General features: G+C 35.1%; 19 protein-coding genes. 9 read left to right on the forward strand and 10 right to left on the reverse strand.

Annotated features, from left to right (window positions below; translation table 11 throughout):
* The first annotated feature begins 58 nt into the window (after window positions 1–58).
* From PL77_RS16235 to PL77_RS16245, 3 genes are read left to right on the forward strand one after another with little or no spacing between them, the layout of a single operon-like run.
* Entirely contained in the window at window positions 59–496 is a 438-nt protein-coding gene (locus PL77_RS16235; protein WP_044207502.1) for a hypothetical protein, read from the forward strand.
* Entirely contained in the window at window positions 496–987 is a 492-nt protein-coding gene (locus tag PL77_RS16240; RefSeq protein WP_044207504.1) for an RNA polymerase sigma factor, read from the forward strand. The genes PL77_RS16235 and PL77_RS16240 overlap by 1 nt, the downstream gene beginning before the upstream one ends.
* Window positions 966–1610 carry a hypothetical protein gene (locus PL77_RS16245; protein WP_044207505.1) on the forward strand — a complete coding sequence of 215 codons (645 nt, stop codon included), beginning with the start codon at window positions 966–968 and terminating at the stop codon, window positions 1608–1610. The genes PL77_RS16240 and PL77_RS16245 overlap by 22 nt, the downstream gene beginning before the upstream one ends.
* Before the next feature lie 58 nt (window positions 1611–1668).
* Here PL77_RS16245 and PL77_RS16250 read toward each other — a convergent pair whose 3' ends face one another.
* From PL77_RS16250 to PL77_RS16260, 3 genes are all read right to left on the reverse strand, one after another.
* Window positions 1669–2235: a hypothetical protein gene (locus PL77_RS16250; RefSeq protein WP_044207635.1), complete on the reverse strand. Its 567-nt coding sequence runs from the start codon at window positions 2233–2235 to the stop codon at window positions 1669–1671.
* 95 nt (window positions 2236–2330) lie between these two features.
* Window positions 2331–3740 carry an ATP-dependent RecD-like DNA helicase gene (locus PL77_RS16255; protein ID WP_044207507.1) on the reverse strand — a complete coding sequence of 470 codons (1410 nt, stop codon included), beginning with the start codon at window positions 3738–3740 and terminating at the stop codon, window positions 2331–2333.
* A gap of 19 nt (window positions 3741–3759) precedes the next feature.
* A complete protein-coding gene (locus PL77_RS16260) occupies window positions 3760–5013 on the reverse strand; it encodes an ABC transporter permease (protein ID WP_044207509.1) in 1254 nt (417 codons plus the stop codon).
* Between the two features lie 186 nt (window positions 5014–5199).
* Between PL77_RS16260 and queA the strand changes: the two genes are divergently transcribed.
* The 4 genes from queA to PL77_RS16280 all read left to right on the forward strand — a co-directional run bounded on the left by queA (window position 5200) and on the right by PL77_RS16280 (window position 9153).
* Complete coding sequence (gene queA / locus PL77_RS16265; protein ID WP_044207511.1) at window positions 5200–6246, forward strand: tRNA preQ1(34) S-adenosylmethionine ribosyltransferase-isomerase QueA; 1047 nt, start codon at window positions 5200–5202, stop codon at window positions 6244–6246.
* Between the two features lie 144 nt (window positions 6247–6390).
* Window positions 6391–6741 (forward strand): STAS domain-containing protein, encoded by a 351-nt coding sequence (locus tag PL77_RS16270; RefSeq protein WP_044207513.1) that lies wholly within the window; start codon window positions 6391–6393, stop codon window positions 6739–6741.
* The gene (locus PL77_RS16275) at window positions 6741–7151 is read left to right on the forward strand and encodes an ATP-binding protein (RefSeq protein WP_044207514.1); all 411 of its coding nucleotides are present in this window, start codon (window positions 6741–6743) and stop codon (window positions 7149–7151) included. Before PL77_RS16270 ends, PL77_RS16275 begins: the two co-directional genes overlap by 1 nt.
* 727 nt (window positions 7152–7878) lie before the next feature.
* Window positions 7879–9153, forward strand: a complete 1275-nt coding sequence (locus PL77_RS16280; protein ID WP_044207636.1) for a dihydroorotase family protein — start codon at window positions 7879–7881, stop codon at window positions 9151–9153.
* 153 nt (window positions 9154–9306) lie between these two features.
* Here PL77_RS16280 and mrdA read toward each other — a convergent pair whose 3' ends face one another.
* From mrdA to PL77_RS16300, 4 genes are read right to left on the reverse strand one after another with little or no spacing between them, the layout of a single operon-like run.
* Complete coding sequence (gene mrdA, locus PL77_RS16285) at window positions 9307–11253, reverse strand: penicillin-binding protein 2 (RefSeq protein ID WP_063769029.1); 1947 nt, start codon at window positions 11251–11253, stop codon at window positions 9307–9309.
* Between the two features lie 18 nt (window positions 11254–11271).
* Window positions 11272–12306: a VWA domain-containing protein gene (locus PL77_RS16290; protein WP_044207516.1), complete on the reverse strand. Its 1035-nt coding sequence runs from the start codon at window positions 12304–12306 to the stop codon at window positions 11272–11274.
* A 24-nt stretch (window positions 12307–12330) separates the two neighbouring features.
* Window positions 12331–13239, reverse strand: coding sequence for a hypothetical protein (locus tag PL77_RS16295; protein WP_044207517.1), 909 nt, complete (start codon window positions 13237–13239; stop codon window positions 12331–12333).
* A gap of 30 nt (window positions 13240–13269) precedes the next feature.
* Window positions 13270–14142 (reverse strand): DUF58 domain-containing protein, encoded by an 873-nt coding sequence (locus tag PL77_RS16300; RefSeq protein WP_044207638.1) that lies wholly within the window; start codon window positions 14140–14142, stop codon window positions 13270–13272.
* A 171-nt stretch (window positions 14143–14313) separates the two neighbouring features.
* Here PL77_RS16300 and PL77_RS16305 point away from each other — a divergent pair, with 171 nt between their 5' ends.
* On the forward strand, window positions 14314–14685 hold the full coding sequence (locus PL77_RS16305; protein ID WP_044207519.1) for a DUF4296 domain-containing protein: 372 nt from the start codon (window positions 14314–14316) through the stop codon (window positions 14683–14685).
* A 256-nt stretch (window positions 14686–14941) separates the two neighbouring features.
* Window positions 14942–17137: a radical SAM protein gene (locus tag PL77_RS16310; RefSeq protein WP_044207521.1), complete on the forward strand. Its 2196-nt coding sequence runs from the start codon at window positions 14942–14944 to the stop codon at window positions 17135–17137.
* An 86-nt stretch (window positions 17138–17223) separates the two neighbouring features.
* Here the strand turns inward: PL77_RS16310 and PL77_RS16315 are convergent, their stop codons facing one another.
* The 3 genes from PL77_RS16315 to nhaD all read right to left on the reverse strand — a co-directional run bounded on the left by PL77_RS16315 (window position 17224) and on the right by nhaD (window position 20271).
* Complete coding sequence (locus tag PL77_RS16315; RefSeq protein WP_044207522.1) at window positions 17224–17997, reverse strand: head GIN domain-containing protein; 774 nt, start codon at window positions 17995–17997, stop codon at window positions 17224–17226.
* Between the two features lie 93 nt (window positions 17998–18090).
* On the reverse strand, window positions 18091–18705 hold the full coding sequence (locus PL77_RS16320) for a hypothetical protein (RefSeq protein ID WP_156152400.1): 615 nt from the start codon (window positions 18703–18705) through the stop codon (window positions 18091–18093).
* Between the two features lie 174 nt (window positions 18706–18879).
* Complete coding sequence (nhaD, locus tag PL77_RS16325; RefSeq protein ID WP_371199231.1) at window positions 18880–20271, reverse strand: sodium:proton antiporter NhaD; 1392 nt, start codon at window positions 20269–20271, stop codon at window positions 18880–18882.
* Window positions 20272–20396 lie beyond the last annotated feature (125 nt).

A 20396-nucleotide genomic window follows, 5' to 3' on the forward strand; every position in this document is an offset into this window, starting at 1 on the left:
GTAATAAATCTGAAAAAATGACTACTAACCCAATAAACAATCACTAAAAATTACTATTATGAGCATCTTTTCAAATCTCTATTCATCAATAAATACATTGAAAGCAAGTACTATTTTTCCTTTTCTATTTCATGACAGTATCGAAAAGAGAGGTTATCCATTTGAAGGAAACAGTGCTGAATTTCAATCATTAATCCATTCGATAACTGTAAAATACGGCATGAAAGTTATTCGAAAGAGAGAAAATGAAATCCAATTATTGATGGTAGGAAGTAATGTTATTCCTTCTTCTTCTTTTGAAGGTTTAATGTCTTCTCAGTGTCTGATCAAAATCAAAAGGCGAGTAAAAGAAGAAGAGTTAATTATATCCTCTTTCGAAACATTAATATCAGTATCTGACTCAGAGAAAAAGAGCTTTGATAGGGTCATTCAATGTAAACTCAATACATTTATGGCATACCTTCACCAAGAGAACAACACTAAAAGAGCAAACTAATGTCAGCTGAATTTTATGAGGAATATATAGAAAGCAACAAATCCATCATTTATAAAATTTGTAGAGCTTATTCACATTCACAAGAGGAGTTTGAGGACTATTTTCAGGAAGTATGCTTGCAACTTTGGCGATCAAAAGAAAGTTATCAACAACAGTCCAAGTTATCAACATGGGTGTATAGAGTATCTCTGAATACTTGCCTTTCTATGATCAAAAAAGAGCAGAAGAAAGTAAGTACTGTGGAGATCAATGAGAAGATAGACCAAGTACATCAATTTTCTGAAAAAGAAGAACGCCTGGAAGAATTATATAGAGCAATCAGAATGTTGAAAGAAGTGGATAGAGCGATCATTCTACTTTATTTGGAAGAGCATTCTTATCAGGATATTGCCAGCATTATGGGTATTTCTTCTACTAATGTTGGAGCAAAAATAAACCGAATTAAAAAGCAATTAAAAGAAAATATGCAATGGAAGAAGAGTTTGACTTAATCAAAGGAGTATGGGAAGAGGGGCATCAAACTTCTCCCGACTTAAAATCAGTAAAAGAAACCGCCAAAAAACATAAAAAAGAATCTATGAACTTGATCAATAAAATTGTAAATAAAACAAAGCTAGAATGGGTTATTACATGGGCCGTTATACTATGTGTAGCTCTTTATTACGGAATCACTTCAAACAATTGGCTAGTTGTTGCTCTTGGAGTGTTGCCTGTAGCAGTTTATTTTCTGGATTATATGGTAAAGCTAAAGAAAGTAAGATCTTTTGATAGTTTAGATACCTTGAATTATTTGAAAAATGTGAAAGCCTATATTTTAAAAAGTTATCAACAACAAATAAAAATGCTGATCTATGGGTTACTTCCTTATTCTATGCTTTTTGGCTATTTCTTCGGAATTTCATTAGGCTTAGAATCTGAGGGAGATGACATAAGTAGATTATTTGTTTGGGATACCCTCACTCAACTTGTATCGGTATTTTCTATTATAGCCTTATCAATCATTTTTCTTTTGTTTAGAAAATTCACTCCTCCGGCAATGAATTATTGGATCAATAAATTTTATGGTAAAGACCTAAAGGGAATTGATGAAATGATTGAAGACTTAGAACGCTAATATACAGTAAACAAAAAGTGCCATTGAGGTTAAATTTCAATGGCACTTTTTTGTGATTCTATATTTTAGTAGCGTCCACAATTAGTGAAGTATAATTGGGGTTTCCGTCTTTATTACGTTCATCAAATTGAAGAGATCTTCTGATTTTACCATGGCTTAAGCTCCAATCTGAAGTCACAAAATGTTTTTCTTCATCAAAATACTCTACAGGAGTGACCTTAAAACCAATTTCCTCTAACATTTTACCTAACGATTGATAATTATAAAGTACTTTATGATCATCAGCACCAATTCCATTTCCGCCAGGCTTTACAAAATCAATATACTTCTGATCGACATGGTAGCCATCAGGGACTGCAATTCTTAAGGTTCCACCTTTTTGCAAAAACTTATAACAATTCTCTGCTGCTTTTGCTCCATCTTCTTGTGTAAGGTGTTCCCATACATGCTCACCCATGATGTTTTGTAAAGAGTCTTCTTTAAAATAAAAACGCCAATTGTCTTCTTTTAAAATGTTCAATCCAAAAATATCACTTCCAATCCAGCCTTTATCTTGAATACCGGAACTTCCAACTACAAGCTTATAAGGTGCAGTTGATTTGAATACTTTGTATTTCAATTTCATAGATTCTACAAATTGAATAACCGGTAGAGGGGCTTTAAACATGATATATTTTTTAATAGTAAATTTATTTTTGAAAGATAAAGTTTGAGATTTAATTATTCAAAGAATCGATCAGGATAATTCATTAAAAACAACTCTGATTTTGCTCTTGTGATAGCAGTATATTGCCAACGTAAGAAGTCGGTGTCTATCATATCATCTCTCAGATAACCGATATCTACAAAGATGGCGTCCCACTGCCCACCTTGTGCTTTATGACAAGTCAATGCATAAGCAAACTTTACCTGAAGTGCATTGAGATATTCATCTTCTTTCAATCTTTTCAATCGGATTTTAGGGCTCTCTATATCCGCATATTCTTCTATGACAGCATTATATAACTTTCTAGATTCTTCTCGTTCTAATTGGGGAGTAAATGAATGAAGTGTATCCAAGATTATTTTGGCTTCGACGGTAGGATGGTTTTCATAATCCAATAATCGGAACCTGATATCACAAAAACGGAAGCCATATTTTTCCTCAATATTTCCAACTCCAGCTACCTCAATAAATTCACCATTGGCCAAAAATCCGGCAGGGGAATCCTCATCCAGCCAGAAGTAGTTATTTCTGACGACCATCAAATAATCTCCAGCATCCAGTTCTTCTTCTCGAAAATGAATTTGTCGTCTGATATATTGATTGTATTGTGTAGCAGCTCGATTGGAACGGGTAATGATCACTGTATTTTCGACCCCATATTTATCATAACCATACAACAAACCGTCTTCCAAACGATCAGAACCCATCTTAAAAATATCTTTGAAAGAAGAGGTGTTGAATTGAATATCTGTGTTTTGAGCCAGACAGTTTCTTACTAAAGTAGCATTATATAAAATGCCGGATGTGGAAGCTTGTCGGACAACTTCAGTTAATTCGTGGCTAATAATGCTAAGACGAAATACATTTTGTAAATAGATTTCATCCAAGGCAGGGCTGATTTCTTGTTTTACCGGAGGAAGTTGTGCCGTATCGCCAATGAGAAAAAGTTTATTGTTGGATTTAGGATCTTCAAAAACATAATCTATAATGGATTTCAAAAGCCCCTCTCCTGCCGTATGCGGCTGATCATCGATCATGGATGCTTCATCAATGATGTAGATCGTATTTTGAGCCTTATTTTTTTGTCTTTCAAACCTCAATAACCCCGTTTCCTTATCCTCTGTTTGTTTGTAGATGATACGATGCACCGTGTACGCTTTTCTTTTGGCATAAGAAGACATCACTTTGGCTGCTCTACCGGTCGGAGCCAACATCATCGTTTTATAAGAATAAAACCTTAATACATTCGCAAAAGCGGTTAACACAGAGGTTTTACCCGTACCTGCATAACCCTTTAATAAAAATGTATTTCGTCGGTTATTTTTTTCGAGTACAAACTGATCAAGAAGGTCAAAAAGTTGCTTCTGACCGTCCGTAGGCTCAAAAGGAAAAGACGCACTGATCCTTTCAGAAGGTGTGATCATAAATCTTAGGGGATAATATTTACGCGGCTCTCATTGCTTCTACGGGGTCCATTTTAGCGGCAGAAATAGCAGGTGCTATACCTGAAATAATACCGATTAAACCTGAGATAAGCATACCAATAATTAGGTTTGTAAAGTTAAGTGAAATCACGAATGTTTCAGTAGATAACAATGATAATAGTGAAACTAAGAACAGGCCACCTATACCGCCAAAGAAACTTAAGAACATAGATTCACATAAAAACTGTAATAGAATGAAGTAATTCTTAGCACCCAATGCCTTTTGAATACCAATTTGTGAGGTTCTTTCTTTTACAGAAACGAACATAATATTGGCAATACTAAAGCCACCTACAAGGATGGAGAAAAGACCAATAACCCCTCCTGCTAACTTCAAAGAACCTGTAATACCATTGACAAATTCAACAATAGCATCTGTTCTGTTAAGAGCAAAATTATCCTCTTCCTTTGGTTTCAATCCTCTTTTTATTCTTAAAAGTCCACGAAGTTCAGCTAGAATTTCACCCAAATCTTCGTCTTTATCATACCCTTTTGCAATGAGGTTGGCACTGATCCATCTCCCTTTAGAAGCATAAAGTTTAGTGAGTGCATTATAGGGGATAAAAATAATATCATCGTTGCTTGGTGTCGGAATAAAACTTTCCCCTTGTTTCTCAAAAATTCCTATGATTTGAAACTTTGTTCCTTTTGTTTTTATGATTTTACCAAGGCCATCTCCACGAGGAAAAAGCTGTTGTGCTACATCGCTACCAATAATTGCTTTTGGAGTACCTGCACTCATCTCACTTTGAGTGAAGTAACGACCTTCACTGATAGGCATTGCATTGATTTTATTATACTCATAAGAGGCTCCAACAATTTTTCCATCTTCAAAAGAGTTACTTCTGTAATTAATGGTGTTTCCTCTCTTAGACTCATAAATGGCTATTGATTGTACCCATTTTGCATTTTCCTGAATAAACTTCAGTTCACTTCTGTCTGGGTTAGGGCGTCTATAATATTTCCACCAAGGATAATCATTGCCATTTCCGAAAGAAAAAGGCCATTTTCCTATGTAAATCACATTATTACCGAACGAAGAAAGGCTACTTTGTATACCATTGTTAAGAGCATCAACCAAAGTAAAAATGGCAATAATAGCGAAGATGCCGACAGTTACACCAAGGAGAGAGAGGACTGTTCTAAGTATATTTTCTTTCAAAGCATGGACTGCAAATCGGAAACTTTCGAAAAAAAGTTTTATAAAAAGCATGTTTTATAGAAAAAATGATGGAAAATTGATGATAAAATCTCTATCTAAAAGATTGTTTGGAAATTATATAATCTTTATTTGTTAAATTTACCGTCTTGATTTTCAAGGTACGCATTTTGTGTGTATTGTGTAAAGTTAAGCGAATATTGATATTTACAGAAAGAAAATAATACGTAATTTCATTCCATGAAGCTATCCCAATTCCAGTTTGATCTACCACAAGATCTCATCGCTCAGTATCCTGAGGAAAATCGTGACGATGCACGTTTAATGGTTTTACACCGTAAAACAGGTGAAATCGAACACCGTAAGTTCAGAGACATCGTGGAATACTTTGATGATGGAGATGTGTTGGTAATGAACGACACTAAGGTTTTCCCAGCTCGTCTTTATGGTAACAAGGAAAAGACAGGTGCTAAAATCGAAGTTTTCCTTCTTCGTGAACTCAATAAAGAATCTCACCTATGGGATGTATTGGTTGACCCTGCTCGTAAAATCCGTGTAGGTAACAAATTATACTTTGGAGATGGTAGTTTAGTAGCGGAAGTTATTGATAATACTACTTCAAGAGGTAGAACGATCCGTTTCTTAGTAGACGGTGAAGAAGAAGAATTTTATAGAACAATTGAGGAATTAGGTGAAACTCCAATTCCAAGAGATTTAGGCCGTGAAGCTGAGCCTTCAGACAAAGATCGTTACCAAACTATCTTTGCTTCTAAAAAAGGTGCAGTAGCAGCTCCATCAGCAGGTCTTCACTTTACGCCTCAAATCGCCAAAAGATTTGAAATCAAGAGCGTAGATATCACTCCTATTACATTGCACGTAGGTTTAGGTGCCTTTAGAGATGTAGATGTAGAGGATTTGACAAAACATAAAATGGATTCTGAGCACTACAGAGTAGGTGAAGAAACAGTAGAGATTGTAAACAAAGCATTAGAAAACAAGAAAAATGTTTGTGCTATCGGTACTACTGTTCTACGTTCTTTAGAAACTTCTGTATCAGCATCAAATTCTTTAAAAGGAAACGAAGGATGGACAGACAAATTTATCTTCCCTCCATACGATTTCAAGATTGTAAATTCGATGGTAACAGGTTTCCATAAGCCAAAATCTACATTATTAATGATGGCTACTGCATTTGGTGGTTATGATTTAGTAATGAGAGCTTACGAGGAAGCAATCAAAGAAAAATACCGTTTCTTAAGCTATGGAGACGCTATGTTGATTTTATAATCAGCGTATTGATTTCTTTCCAAAAATCATATTTGTAAGGTTGTAGATCATCATGATCTATGACCTTATATTTCATGATTTGATAAAAAATGTAAAAAAAAATCAAAATAAGGGAAACCTTAATGATGTTAAACCGTATACGTAATGACTAAAGTAGACGTTAATGTTGTACAAGAAAGTGACTTCACTCTAATCGATGTGGTTGGAGAGCTCGATGCAAGTTCATCTGTAGATTTAGACACGAAGCTACAAGAAGTGATTGACAGAGGAGATAAGAAGTTATTGATAAATTGTGTAGGGTTAACTTACATTTCATCTGCTGGAATTGGAGTTTTTACCTCCAGATTAGACGATATTGAAGCGGACCATATTACGATGGTTTTATTTGATGTTGCAGACAATATTAGAAGTGTATTTGAAATTTTAGGAGTAGATCAATTTTTAAATCTGGCTACCACCAAAGAAGAAGCCATCCAAATTATTAAAGGACAGTGATGTTTAGGAAAAAAGTCAACTGTGAGACCGCTAATCTACATATAATCCGAGAATTTATTCTCTCGGCTTTAGATAGCTACAGTGTACCTGATTCCAAACGAGATATGATCGTTGTTGCAGTTGATGAGGTGTGTGCAAATAGAATGATTCATTCTAATAGTTGTGACCCTACCAAAGAAATAGAAGTAACTGTTACTACTACTATAGATGCCGAAAGCGTAGTTATCGAAATCAAGGATAATGGAGAGGCTTTTGATATTAAAACTTATCAGTCCCCAACTATTAATGATGTGATTAAAGAGCACCGCAAAGGTGGAATGGGATTGAGACTAGTAAAAAATATTATGGATGCTGTTCAAGTTGTTCAAGTCGGTAAACATCAAGTTTGCAGGCTGGTAAAACAAATTTGAGAGCATTTTTTATTAAGGAGAGATACTGAAAAGTGTCTCTTTTTTTTATTACTATAATACTTACTACGCTGTAAACTAAGTTTTCGTTAATTAATATGATTACTTTTTTGGGGGGAAATGATGCTGTATTGTGATTCGCAAGGACGTTTTACTAAAACGTCCCTACAGAACTGCACTTTAAAAGATCATTATAAAACACTTTTCTTTTGATCTGTAATTAGACAATCATCTAGCAGTAAATGCCCCGGCCTTGAAGGGAAAAGCGTTAAGAATTTCATGGAATGAGCCGTTAAAAATGATTTTCTTGTTTGAGCTTTAGCGAGTTTAAAATCATTTAGGCGAGTGATATGAAATTTAGCTTTTGACTTCTAAGCCTAGATTTTTTGCTTCGTTTTTCATCAATGGAAAAATGAAGAAGAAGGAAGTTTGAAAGTAGATCCTATAATTACATGTAGAAAGATTGACTGAAAGTTGACGATAATTTAGTTTACAATGTACTTACTTCATTAATTTTTAATAGGGTATCTTATTGTAGTCATCAAGCCCTGCAAATTGAAGTAGGAAATAATCGTGTAGTGAAACGAGCATTATTCTATTCAAACTCTTCATTCTTAATTCTTCATTCTTCATTTTTTTATCTTAAATTTGTCCGGTTACTCCAATAATCACCTCGATTTTCATTGGTGTGGCCAAAAATTAATATAAGATCTTTTTGAGTCACATGGTAATGAAAGAAATTTTGCTCAGTAAGGTAAGAGTATCAGACCCTTCCTCAACCTATCACAAACAAATTGTAAACATCCTTATTAAGGATGGTATCATCAACAAAATTTCCACTGAAAAAATTGATGCTTCCAATGCAGAAGTCATTGAAGGAAATGAGAAATTGTACGTTTCATTAGGTTGGTTTGATATGAGAGCAACTCTAAATGAGCCTGGTGAAGAATTCAAAGAAGATATTGCCTCTTTAGGAAAAGCAGCTGCTTTCGGTGGCTTTACAGATGTAGCTACTTTACCGAATACCACTCCAGTCATCCAATCCAAAGAAAGCATTCATTTCGTAAAGCAAATGAGTACTTTTTCTCCTGTTCAAATCCATCCTATGGGGGCTTTGACAAAAGATTGTAAAGGAGAAGAGATGAATGAGGTGAAAGATATGCACGATGCCGGAGCTGTAGCTTTTACAGATGGCGTGAAATCATCTTGGCACCTTGGCGTCATTAAAAGAGCTTTGATGTATATGCAGTTGTTTGATGGTTTGATGATTGAAAAAGCAGATGAGAAAACATTGAACAATGATGGTCACATGAACGAAGGTATTCCATCTACATTGATGGGAACGAGAGGTATTCCAAATGTGGCAGAATGGTTAGCCATTCAAAAAATTGTTTCTCTATTGACTTATACAGATGGTAGAGTACACTTTGCTAATATTTCTACACCGGAGTCAGTGGAGATCATCCGCAAGGCAAAAGCAGAAGGGTTGAAAGTGACTTGTGATATCGCCGCTCACCAAGTAGCATTTACAGATGAAGATTTAGCCTCTTTCGACACCAACTTAAAAGTAAATCCTCCATTCAGATCTCAAAAAGATGTAGATGCACTTTGGGAAGGAATCAAGGATGGAACTATTGATGCTATTGTCTCTTCACATACACCTCAAGATACGGAGTCAAAACGCTTAGAGTTTGATTTAGCGGACTTCGGTATCATCGGTTTAGAAACAGCTTTCGCTTCTATCGTTTCTAATTTACCAACAGAGATTGATGTAGATACGATCATTGAGAAATTGACTGTAAACCCTCGTCAAATCTTAAAAGTAGAACAAGCACCAATCGCAGAAGGTAGTAAGGCAGTACTTACTATTTTCGATCCTGAAGTTTCTTGGACTTTTGCTGAAAGTGATATCCAATCAAAATCAAATAATACACCTTTCGTAGGTAAAAAATTAAAAGGTAAAGCTGTAGCGATTGTCAATAAAGGACAATTGGTAAAGGCTTAGATCTTTTTTATCATAAATGATGAACACCATCATAAATATCTTTTTGAGGTATTTGTGATGGTGTTTTTTTGTGTAAAAAAGAGCATAACTCTTTTCAAATTATGTTCTATCCTACTATTCTAAATAAGAATAGTCATTATATTTTTTTTCAATCTAGGCTTCAGGCGAAGTAGTTACTTTGATAGAATCTTGTTTTGCTCTTTTCTTTTGAAGCTCGATTCTTTTTGCTTTCGCTTTTTCTCTTCGCTCTTTAAGAAGGCGTTCTTTTTCCTTTCTATCTTTCTCTCTTTGAATTAAGTCAACGCTATCCACATATTTTTCAAGGTAGCCTCTTTTTGTTTCCCCGTTGACGTATTTTTCCATCATCAAACTGGCAATGGGTGCAGCCCATGTACCACCAAAGCCTGCATTTTCAACATATACAGCAATGGCAATTTTAGGATTATATAAAGGAGCAAAACCCATAAAGATAGAGTGATCTTCACCGTGAGGGTTTTGAGCCGTACCTGTTTTACCACAAATAACAATTTCTGGGCTATACGCTCTTCTTGCTGTACCAATACGAGGTACTTCAGACATTGCTCTGGCAATATGATCAACGTATTCTGGCTTTACGTTTACCTTGTGTTTTTCTTTATATTCTGGTAATGGCCCTTCTCCCCCAATATCCTTGATGATATGAGGAGTATAGTAATAGCCTCGGTTTGCGATGATTGCTCCTAAATTGGCGAGTTGGATGGGCATGGCTAGGACTTCACCCTGACCGATACTGATAGAATGAATTGTACTGATTTTCCAACCACCACCTTTATAGATTCTATCATATAATCTAGAACTAGGAACAAGACCACCTTTTTCATAAGGCATATCTACTCCAAGCTTACGTCCTAAACCGTATTCCATTACCTCTTCTTTCCATTCATCTAAGGTTTTTCGTAAAAGATCTGAGGTTTCATAGCGTTTACCTTCGTCATTGAGCATTCTACGAATTTCCTGATAATACCAAGGGTTACAAGAGTTGATAATCGAGCCTGCTACATTTAAAGGAGATTTATGGTCATGACAACCCACAAGATGTTTGTTACAGCTAAAATAAGTTGTTAAAGTGTCTACAGCCCTATTTTGCAAACCAATCATAGCCATGACGGTCTTAAACGTAGATCCAGGAGGATAACGGGATTGCATGGCTCTATTGAAAAGAGGTTTATCTTCACTTCTTGATAATTCACTATAGATTTTAGAAACTCTCTTTCCTTCTCCAGTCAACTCATTTGGGTCATAAGAGGGGGCTGAAATCATTGCTAAAATTTCACCAGTACTTGGATCAATCGCTACGATAGCACCTTTTTTTCTTCTCATTAACTGTTCACCATAAGCTTGTAAATCAAGGTCAATAGAAGAAGTTAAAGTCGCTCCAACTCTTGGGATAGTATCAAACTTACCATCCTCGAATTTACCTTTCGTGACCCCTTTTACGTTTTTCATGATGTAACTTACACCACGTTGACCACGTAACTGTTCTTCGTAATATTTTTCTACACCACTTTTACCGATAAGGTCACCGCTTTGATAATAGTTGGCAGTATCTTTATCTAAAAATGATTTTGAAACCTCTTTTACATAACCAAGTGCATTGGCTAAGCTTTTATGGGGATAGGAACGAATTGTTCTTGCTTGTACACTGAGACCTTTATATGCTATAATTCTATCTTGTATTTTCGCATACTCCTTCTCAGTTAGTTGTCTCTTAAAAGTAGAGGGTTTGTACCATGAATATCTTTTGGCTTTAGTGATATTGTCCCTGAATTCCTCAATGGAATAATCCAACATATCCGCTAATTCTAATGAATCTTCAGGGGCAAGCTTAAAATATTTAGGCACAATCATAATATCAAATACAGCTGCATTTGATGCTAATAGCTTTCCATTACGATCGTAAATCATACCTCGTAATGGGTACTCTACCACTCTTTCTACAATATTGGCTTCCGCTCTTGTTTTGTAGTTTTTACTAAATACTTGAATATTCAATAATACTATCGCATAAGTGATAAATAGTACAGAAAAGCCAATGATGATGTGCCAACGTCTTACTTCCATTCTTCCCCTTCGTTCTTCTTAATCTTCCAAAGCATTTGTAAGGAATGTACTTTTCAAAGCCATCCATATCAGGAAGAAAGCAATACCCCAAACTAAATAGATGTAGTAAAAATCTTTCGTGTCCTTATATCTTGTTTCTTTGATCTCCGCTTTTTCGTATTGATCAATTTGATCAAAGATTGCTGTTAATGCCTTATTATTTGTAGCTCTAAAATACTTTCCTTTACCAATTTTTGCAATTTCTCTTAGGGCTGTTTCATCTAAATGTTGCTCAATATACCTTGGTCTACCAAACATATCAGTTCCGTAAGGTACTCTACCCTCTTTTCCAACACCAATAGCATACACTTTGACACCGTAACCATAAGCCAATTCGGCTGCTGTTTTAGGATCAATACTACCTGCTGTATTTTCACCATCTGAAAGTAAAATCGCTACTTTCGATTTCGTCTCAGATTCTCTCATGCGGTTGATTGCTACACCCAATGCTGACCCAATTGCTGTCCCTGGTTCTTTGATCATATCAAAATTAATATCTCTGATCAAATTTTTCAGAAGGCTATAATCTGTAGTCAATGGTGCATAGGAAATTGCTTCACCTGAGAAAATAACCAAGCCAATTCTATCTTGAATTCTGCCATCAATAAAACGAGTTGCTACTTTTTTAGCAGCCTCCATCCTATTGGGTACAAAATCTTCAATTTTCATAGAATGGGAAATATCCAATATCAACATAATATCAATACCTTCTGTCCATTGTTCCACCTGTTCATTGGTTTTTTGAGGTCTTGCTAAAGCAATCAACATCAATGCCATTGCAATAGAAAGAATCAAAGGTGGTAAGAAACGTAATAAAGTACTCCAATCAGCTTTTAAATGTCCTTCAGGCAAAGCGACATCTAGTTTCTGACGTACTCTATAGCGAAATAACCATCTCAATAAAAAGAGGAATGGTATACCTAAAATCCCGTATAAGAAAATAATATTTCCCCAATCATACCCTTTTAGGACTGCAGGTGTAAACCAATCTAATGATAATATATTTTCGTACATGATTGTCTTAGTACTTAATCTTTTCTATTTCTTAAAAACAAATGCTCCTTCAGGCTTAGTCATAGCATATTCTTGCCCTTGCTTTGCCCATTCTTTTAGTCCTTCAAGGATTGCTTTTGCTTCCTCTTCACCTTGTCCAGCATAGATTACTCTATCCAGTACTTTTAACTGCCCTTCTAACTCCTTAGAATGTAATGCTTGTCCAGCTTCTTTTGAAGTCATTGCTTGAATTGGTATTGAGATGACAGATGCCATAAATGACTTCCAAACCGCAATGGACTCTTCTACATTACTGACGGTCATTTCACCATTAAGATAATTACCATAATGCTGTAAGAAATTATCATAACGTTTTTGGAGCTTTTTCTTTCTGTAATATTCTTTGATTTTACCTCCAAATCCAACTAAAACGACTAATGCGATGACAACTACTACTCCAATGAATATTAGGAAGTAAGGATAGTTGAATTCCTGCTGTACAGGTATAAAATCAACATTAGCATATAGTTGTGCTGAATCTGGCATTACTTGAATCAAATCTTTAAAGAAGATGCCATCCAAGTTGGCCATTACTGAATCTTTTTCACCTTGATTGTATACCCAAACTGGCAATCCTAGTTCATACACTGAATCAATATCATAAGTAGATAAAGTATATTCTACACAATCTACACTGATATCGTTGATTGTTCTTGTTGGGAAATAGGTCTTATCTAACAGTTCAAATGGAGCAAAATTGAACGTAGAATCAGGAAATAAAACTTCCGCATCTGCGGGATGCTCATAACGAAGAGTATACTTTACCTCTTCACCCAACATAATACTATCCGTATTAAATCGACCATAGGGAAGGTTTTCTTCTTCTTGACCTACTACTACATTTGCTGTGAGTATGAATGCTATAAAAAGTATATTAGTTAAAATCTTATTCATTAGAATACGTATTATCAGTCACTCTAATTTTTATTTTTTTGATGCATTTCTGACTTTAAACAAGTTGATCAGTTTTGGTACATAATCTTCTTGTGCATTGACAAAAAGATAGTTACCTCCATTTCTTCTGATCAGGTCACTTAGAGCTATTCTATTTTTAGCATAAAACTTATCCAAGCGGTCCCTAAATTGTTTGGAAGAGGTATTGACCCAGATAGTTTTCCCAGCTTCTTTGTCAAAAAGTGGTGCAATACCTATCCTTGGGAAAGTAGTTTCTCTGTCATCACCTACATGAATTACAATTAAGTCATGTTTTCTACACAATGCTTTCAAATGTCTTTCATAACCTTCATCTACAAAATCTGAAATGACAATGACGATGGTTTTTCTTTTCAACATGGCCAATGCTTGTCCTAAAGCTCTGCCAATATTTGTTTTAGGTGATCTTGGCTTTAGTCTAAACAACTCACCAAATAGCTGATAAGCATGTTTCTGACCTTTATTAGGCTTCATGTATCTTTCCTTGTCATCAGAGAAACACAACAGTCCTACTGAACTTGCTTCTTTGATGGCTGATAAAGATAATACACCTGTTATTTCTTTGGAGATATCTATTTTTTTCCTTCCCTGCTTACCAATATCCTGAGAGGCACTTACGTCCACTACAAAGAAAACACTTTGTTCTTTTTCTTCCTTAAATGTTTTGACAAAAGTTCCATGTCCCTTTGCACTTACATTCCAATCTATATGTCGGATGTCGTCTCCATATTGATACAACCTCACATCATCGAACTCCAAACCTGACCCTTTGAATACAGAGTGGTAATCGCCTTGCATGTGCGAGTCGATCGCTTTTCTGATACGAATTTCGTAGCGTCTTAGCTTTTTGAGCAGTTCTTTCATTACAATTCGGTGTTTCTTCTTAACATTTTCTCTTTTCCGAGTTACCAAATTTAGTTCAACCATATTGTTGTGAGCAACTTGAAAGCTCATTTAACACTATTTAACCACAATTTTGGCTGTGGTAACAAAATATGATTCCTGCATTTAAACACTTTGGGTATTTTTGCCTTTATGAAAAGAATATTTAATGTACTCGCATTAGGACTTTTACTTGTTAGTTGCGGTCCTGAAAAACCACAAGCTCCGGCGGATTTATTACCAAAGGATAAAATGGTTGAAGTATTAATAGATCTCTATAAAGCTGAGGCAACTGTGTCAACGCAACATCTTCCTAAAGATCAAGCGATGAATGCCTACCAAAAATTGGAAGCTGGAGTTTACTCTAAAAATAGTGTTGACTCTACGACTTTCAACAATAGCTATGCTTACTACTTAAAAGAGGATGTGACTGCAGCTGCTGAAATCCAAAAAGAGGTAGTGGAAAAGTTAAAAGCGAAGAAAGAAGAATTAGCAAAATACTCAGCGGATAAGTCAAAAAAATAATTAAAACTGAATCATCTAATGCTCCATTTTCTTAGTGAGAATTAGAGTATTTTGTAAAACATATACAGGAGATGCTGTACAATTATAACTCATCAATGTGGGGTATAATCTTGTGTAATCTCCTTTTCAAGACCTTTTTTAAGTATCTTAAGTTAAAGAAGGTTTTAGGCACCTTCGAGTGCCTTTTTCTGTTTATATTGAGTTGTTTGTATTTAACTTGATATACTCACATATGAAATCATTAGATCACTCATAGATGTCTATAAAAACATTATTAGTTACCCCGCCACTCACACAATTAAACACTCCTTATCCGGCTACTGCTTACCTTAAAGGTTTTTTGAGAGAAAAAAATATCGATGCCTTTCAAGTTGATTTGGGGTTAGAATTGGTCTTAAAAATATTTAGTGAAGAAGGTCTTTCCGCTTTATTTGATGAAGCCGAGGAAGTAATAAGTGATTGTTCGGATAACGTTCAGAGAATTTTTATGCTTCAAGATGATTACCTTGAAACTATTGCACCTGTTGTTCGATTTCTTCAAAATAAAGATAATACACTGGCACATAGTATCTGTCAAGATAATTTTCTTCCAAGGGCTAAAAGATTCCAACAAGTCAATAATGTAGATTGGACTTTTGGTACAATGGGCATTAATGATAAAGCTAGGTATTTAGCAACGCTCTATCTAGAAGATCTAGGGGATTTTATTATTGAAGCTATTACTGAAGATTTTGGTTTTAGCCGATATGCTGAACGAATAGCTATGTCAGCAACCAATTTTTCACCTATTGAAGATGCTTTACATCAACCTTCTCATATTTTGGATGAATGGCTTTTGGAAATTCTTGAAGAAAAAATTCAATTAGTCCAACCTGACCTTGTTGCACTTACAGTACCTTTTCCTGGTAACCTTTATGGTGCTTTAAAATGTGGGAAGTATATCAAAGAAAATCATTCAGCCATCAAGGTAGCAATGGGTGGAGGTTATCCCAATACTGAATTGAGGTCCCTCCAAGATCAAAGGGTTTTCCAGTATCTTGATTTTATCACTTTAGATGATGGTGAAGGGCCTTTAATTAATCTCCTGAAGTATTTAGAAGGTAAAATTTCTACTCAGCAATTACAACGTACTTATTTAATTAATGAAGAAGGAACGTTGCAATTTATAGATCAAAAAATTCAAAGTGTTATACCACATGCAGAAATAGGTACTCCTGATTATTCTGACCTTCTTTTAGATCAATACCTTTCAGTGATTGATGTGGCTAACCCTATGCACCGACTTTGGAATGATGGACGTTGGAACAAACTGACTGTAGCACACGGTTGCTATTGGAAAAAGTGTACATTCTGTGATATTTCTCTTGATTATATAGGTAGGTATGATCCTGCACCTGCAAGCATGATTGTAGATAGGATAGAAAGAATCGTTGCAGAAACAGGACAAACAGGTTTTCATTTTGTGGATGAAGCAGCACCTCCTTTAGCACTGAGAGATATTGCCATTGAATTGATTCGAAGAGGAACAAAGATTACGTGGTGGGGAAATATCCGCTTTGAAAAAACATTTACACCTGACCTCTGTAAACTGTTGGAACTTTCTGGATGTGTCGCTGTTTCAGGAGGAATAGAAGTGGCCTCAGACCGTTTACTTCAATTGATGAAAAAAGGAGTTTCAGTAAAGCAAGCAGCACAAGTGACTAGGGCTTTTAGTGAAGCTGGTATTATGGTACATGCCTATTTGATGTATGGTTTTCCAACGCAAACCACTCAAGAAACAATTGATTCTTTAGAGGTAGTACGTCAAATGTTCAGTAATCACTGTTTACACTCAGGGTTTTGGCATCAATTTGCAATGACTGCACACGCTCCTGTTGGTTTGGATCCAGAGGTATATCAAGTGGAACAAAATGATTTTGAGTTTGAAGGTTTTGCATGGAATGATCTTCCGCATAAAGATCCTACAGGTGCCAAACATACCCGATTTAGTGAGGGGTTAAAAGCATCTATCTTTAATTATATGCATGGTGTTGAATTAGACTTACCTGTACATCGATGGTTTAATTTCTCCACTTATTCTACCTCTTTAGCTCCTAATTTGATTGAAGATTATTTAGCTGAAACAACAAAAGAGGATCATGAACTTTCAAAACACTCATTAGTTTGGTTGGGTAAAGCTCCGATGTTAGAAATTGATGAAGAAGAAGATTTTGGTCAACTTATTTTCATTAATAAAAAAGAAGATTTAGAAATTGAATGTCATCCTATTTTAGCGGAATGGGTAGCAAATAACATTGAATCTTTCAGTATTTATAATGAAGAAGGGTTTTTAAAAGTAGAAGAAATAGCTGAAGCTTTTGAAGAGGAAACAGGATTCTCATTTATTGATTTTACAGAGAGTGAAGTTTGGAAAACCTTAAGGGAAAATGGATTATTAGTCATTCGCCTATAATGAAAATGAGAGTATAAAATAAAAAAGGTCAGTCAACTTTAAATAACAAGTTGACTGACCTTTTTATATATGAGCGGATGAATTTTTTAATCTACTTTCTCGATTTTACCAGATCCCGAAATTACAGTCTCAACATCTGTAGGATTCCCTTTGTATTGGATATTCCCACTCCCAGAAACTTTAGCATATAATTTATCAGTACAAGTAAACGATACTGACCCCGAACCAGAAGTTTCTGCATCAACCTCAGAAGCAGTCAAACGAAAATCTGAAATACTACCGGAACCTGATGTTTTTGCTGTAAATGTTATAGTTGTTCCATTTAATTCTACATTACCTGAGCCTGATACACTAACATTCATGTCTTTGGTTTCAATATCAGAAAGTGACACATTTCCGCTTCCTGAAACAGCTGAAATGATTTGATTATTTACATCATTCATTCCTGAAACATTAAGTGACCCACTTCCTGAAACCGCAGTTCTAAAAATACCACTCTCAGAGTAAGGCTCTAAAACTTCGACATTTGCTGAGCCTGAAACATCTGTTTTATCTACCTCAGGGGTGATGATATGAAGTTTAAAATCATAATTACTGATGTTAGTATTTAGTTTGATTTTCCAAACACCATTTACTACTTCTCTTGACAAAGCATTTAGTACATTTTGTTGTGATTCTACATATACCTTTTGTTCTGTACCATGTTCTACTAACACTTGCCCAGCTATATTCACTTCTATCCCTGTAAAATAATCAATTGCAAGTTCGTCACTTATAATTGGTCCTTCTCCTTTCTCTGTGCAAGATGTTGTGAACCCGATAAGGAAAGCAAAAAGAATAAAATTAATTAGGTTTCTCATGATTGATAATTTGTTTATGTACAAACTTACTTTGATTAAAAAAATAATCAAACAGGTAATAAAAGTTTTGAGAGTTGTTAGGAAAAGGGAAAATCATTCCTCTAAATAAGGATTCAATATATATCCTGCTTCACCTGTGATTAATTCATAATTTACTTTTCGCATACCTCCAGTGGGGTGAGTATTTGTATCATCAGAGGTGTAGAGAGGGTAAGTTCTATGAATTCCACTTGAAGTAAAATCAATTTCATCATGTCCCATATATCCTACAGCTAAATCATCATTGTCAGTAATGGATTGAATATAGATTTTACCATAGCTTTCGTCATTGAAAGAAGCAATCCCTAATAGCTTGATATGACTACCAGAACCAGCAGTTCTTACGGCAATATAAAATTCTTCAAACCCATCTCTGTTCAAGTCGATCACATAGAATTGTTCAATTGGGTCTACTCCTTCAAATGTGAGTATTTCATTGGAATTAGGGAAATTCATACCTTGAATTGAAATGTTACTAACACTTTGGGATAACTTTTCTTCCGTTAATGTGAATAACATTCCTGATTTAGTCTCAATATGATGATTAATTATTTCAGGAATTGCTCCTATTGAAGAGTTATCAACAGTTTTCTTTTTTTTGTTGGTTTTAACATGATCACAACTGACTGAAATCAAGGTAAAAAATGATATTATTAACAGCCTATACATAGTTTTTTGGATTGTGAATAAATCGGTTTTGTAAGTTATAGATACAATATTAGCAAATTATGTGAATTACTTTCTGATAAATGACAGTTTGTATAAAAAAAGAAAGTTATCAACATTTAATGTTGATAACTTTCTTTCATTTTAACTATATAATAGCGGTTTGTATTAAGTTGTTCACATTAACCACATTTCAAAGTAGAACAATGCGATACCACCCAGATAACCTATTCCTGCTATCCAGCCAATATTTTTCAAATACCATAAGAAACTGATTCTTTCCATCCCCATTGCCGCTACTCCTGCCGCTGATCCGATGATAAGAATACTACCACCAGTACCTGAAGCATAAGCCAACATTTCCCAAAACTTTCCATCAACCACAAAGTTGGCCATCTCTCCTGTAGCACCTGCTTCAGCAATTGGGTACATTCCCATAAATGCCGCTACAATAGGAACGTTATCGACAACTGCAGATAAGACACCAATAAGTGTATTTTGGAAATAAATATCAGTGAAGTGCTCTTGCATGAATCCAGCCATAACATTTAAATGTCCAGCTGAACTGAGTGCCCCCACTGCTAATAAGATACCCATTAGGAAAAGTACCGTAGGCATATCAATTTTTGTCAATATTCTACCTACATTGAGGCGTCTTTTATCTGCTAATGTTTTAGAATGCAATTTAAAATCAGTAAGGAACCACATGGCACCTAAACCCAGTAACATGCCAATAAATGGAGGAAGGTGAGTATAAGATTTAATCACTGGTACTGCTAGTAGCGCTACAATACCCATTATCAAAACAATTAATCGGTCTCGTAATGGAATAAAGGCTTTGTTTTCATCTTCTCCCAAATCAGGAGGATCGATTTCCCCTTTCAATTTCATACATAAAATGCCAAGAGGTAAAATCATAGCAACAAATGAAGGAAAAAATATTTCCTTAACAATGTTGAGTGCAGTAATTTGTCCACCAATCCAAAGCATAATAGTGGTTACATCACCAATAGGAGACCAAGCTCCGCCTGCATTAGCTGATACGACCATCATACTTGCAAAATACCAACGAGTCTCATCATCTTTAATTAACTTGTTGAGTACAGCTACAATTACAATTGTTGTGGTTAAGTTGTCGAGGGCAGCAGAAAGGAAAAAAGTAAGGAATGACATAATAGCCAGTAATTTTGGCTTATTCGTCACTTTAATCTTGTTGGTGATTACTCTGAACCCCTGGTATTCATCAATTACTTCAACAATAGTCATTGCTCCCATTAAGAAAAAGACAATTGAGGCAATTTCTGCAAGATGTTCCGTCAATTCATGATGAACTAAAAAGTGAGTAATCGACTCTTGTGATCCATCATTACCATTATTTACCAGCCATTCTTTCCAAGTTTCACTAAAACCTAGTGCTAAAATTTCTTGAGCCCCTATGGCATAAAGCGCCCAAAGTCCTGCTCCCATTATCAAAGCTGTAGCAGCTTTATTGATATGAGTATTGTGCTCCAACACAATCAATAGATAACCGAAAATAAAAATTTCGATCATTAAATAGTACATCATCATTAGAAGGTGTTTAGATTAAAATGAAAGCGATAGTTAAATTAGTTGAAGTTTTCAGATTCAGATAGTTTTGTAATAAAAAACTCTTATCGTTGTAAAATTACTATTAAATAGTGCATTTCAATATT

This window comes from Flammeovirga sp. OC4 (assembly GCF_000812565.1).
Taxonomy (GTDB): domain Bacteria; phylum Bacteroidota; class Bacteroidia; order Cytophagales; family Flammeovirgaceae; genus Flammeovirga.

Excerpts from the sequence above, each read along its gene's own strand:
- PL77_RS16235 (WP_044207502.1), top strand. The coding sequence starts at position 59 with ATGAGCATCTTTTCAAATCTCTATTCATCAATAAATACATTGAAAGCA.
- PL77_RS16240 (WP_044207504.1), top strand. The coding sequence starts at position 496 with ATGTCAGCTGAATTTTATGAGGAATATATAGAAAGCAACAAATCCATC.
- PL77_RS16245 (WP_044207505.1), top strand. The coding sequence starts at position 966 with ATGGAAGAAGAGTTTGACTTAATCAAAGGAGTATGGGAAGAGGGGCAT.
- PL77_RS16250 (WP_044207635.1), bottom strand. The coding sequence starts at position 2,235 with ATGAAATTGAAATACAAAGTATTCAAATCAACTGCACCTTATAAGCTT.
- PL77_RS16255 (WP_044207507.1), bottom strand. The coding sequence starts at position 3,740 with ATGATCACACCTTCTGAAAGGATCAGTGCGTCTTTTCCTTTTGAGCCT.
- PL77_RS16260 (WP_044207509.1), bottom strand. The coding sequence starts at position 5,013 with ATGCTTTTTATAAAACTTTTTTTCGAAAGTTTCCGATTTGCAGTCCAT.
- queA (WP_044207511.1), top strand. The coding sequence starts at position 5,200 with ATGAAGCTATCCCAATTCCAGTTTGATCTACCACAAGATCTCATCGCT.
- PL77_RS16270 (WP_044207513.1), top strand. The coding sequence starts at position 6,391 with ATGACTAAAGTAGACGTTAATGTTGTACAAGAAAGTGACTTCACTCTA.
- PL77_RS16275 (WP_044207514.1), top strand. The coding sequence starts at position 6,741 with ATGTTTAGGAAAAAAGTCAACTGTGAGACCGCTAATCTACATATAATC.
- PL77_RS16280 (WP_044207636.1), top strand. The coding sequence starts at position 7,879 with ATGAAAGAAATTTTGCTCAGTAAGGTAAGAGTATCAGACCCTTCCTCA.
- mrdA (WP_063769029.1), bottom strand. The coding sequence starts at position 11,253 with ATGGAAGTAAGACGTTGGCACATCATCATTGGCTTTTCTGTACTATTT.
- PL77_RS16290 (WP_044207516.1), bottom strand. The coding sequence starts at position 12,306 with ATGTACGAAAATATATTATCATTAGATTGGTTTACACCTGCAGTCCTA.
- PL77_RS16295 (WP_044207517.1), bottom strand. The coding sequence starts at position 13,239 with ATGAATAAGATTTTAACTAATATACTTTTTATAGCATTCATACTCACA.
- PL77_RS16300 (WP_044207638.1), bottom strand. The coding sequence starts at position 14,142 with ATGAAAGAACTGCTCAAAAAGCTAAGACGCTACGAAATTCGTATCAGA.
- PL77_RS16305 (WP_044207519.1), top strand. The coding sequence starts at position 14,314 with ATGAAAAGAATATTTAATGTACTCGCATTAGGACTTTTACTTGTTAGT.
- PL77_RS16310 (WP_044207521.1), top strand. The coding sequence starts at position 14,942 with ATGTCTATAAAAACATTATTAGTTACCCCGCCACTCACACAATTAAAC.
- PL77_RS16315 (WP_044207522.1), bottom strand. The coding sequence starts at position 17,997 with ATGAGAAACCTAATTAATTTTATTCTTTTTGCTTTCCTTATCGGGTTC.
- PL77_RS16320 (WP_156152400.1), bottom strand. The coding sequence starts at position 18,705 with ATGTATAGGCTGTTAATAATATCATTTTTTACCTTGATTTCAGTCAGT.
- nhaD (WP_371199231.1), bottom strand. The coding sequence starts at position 20,271 with ATGATGATGTACTATTTAATGATCGAAATTTTTATTTTCGGTTATCTA.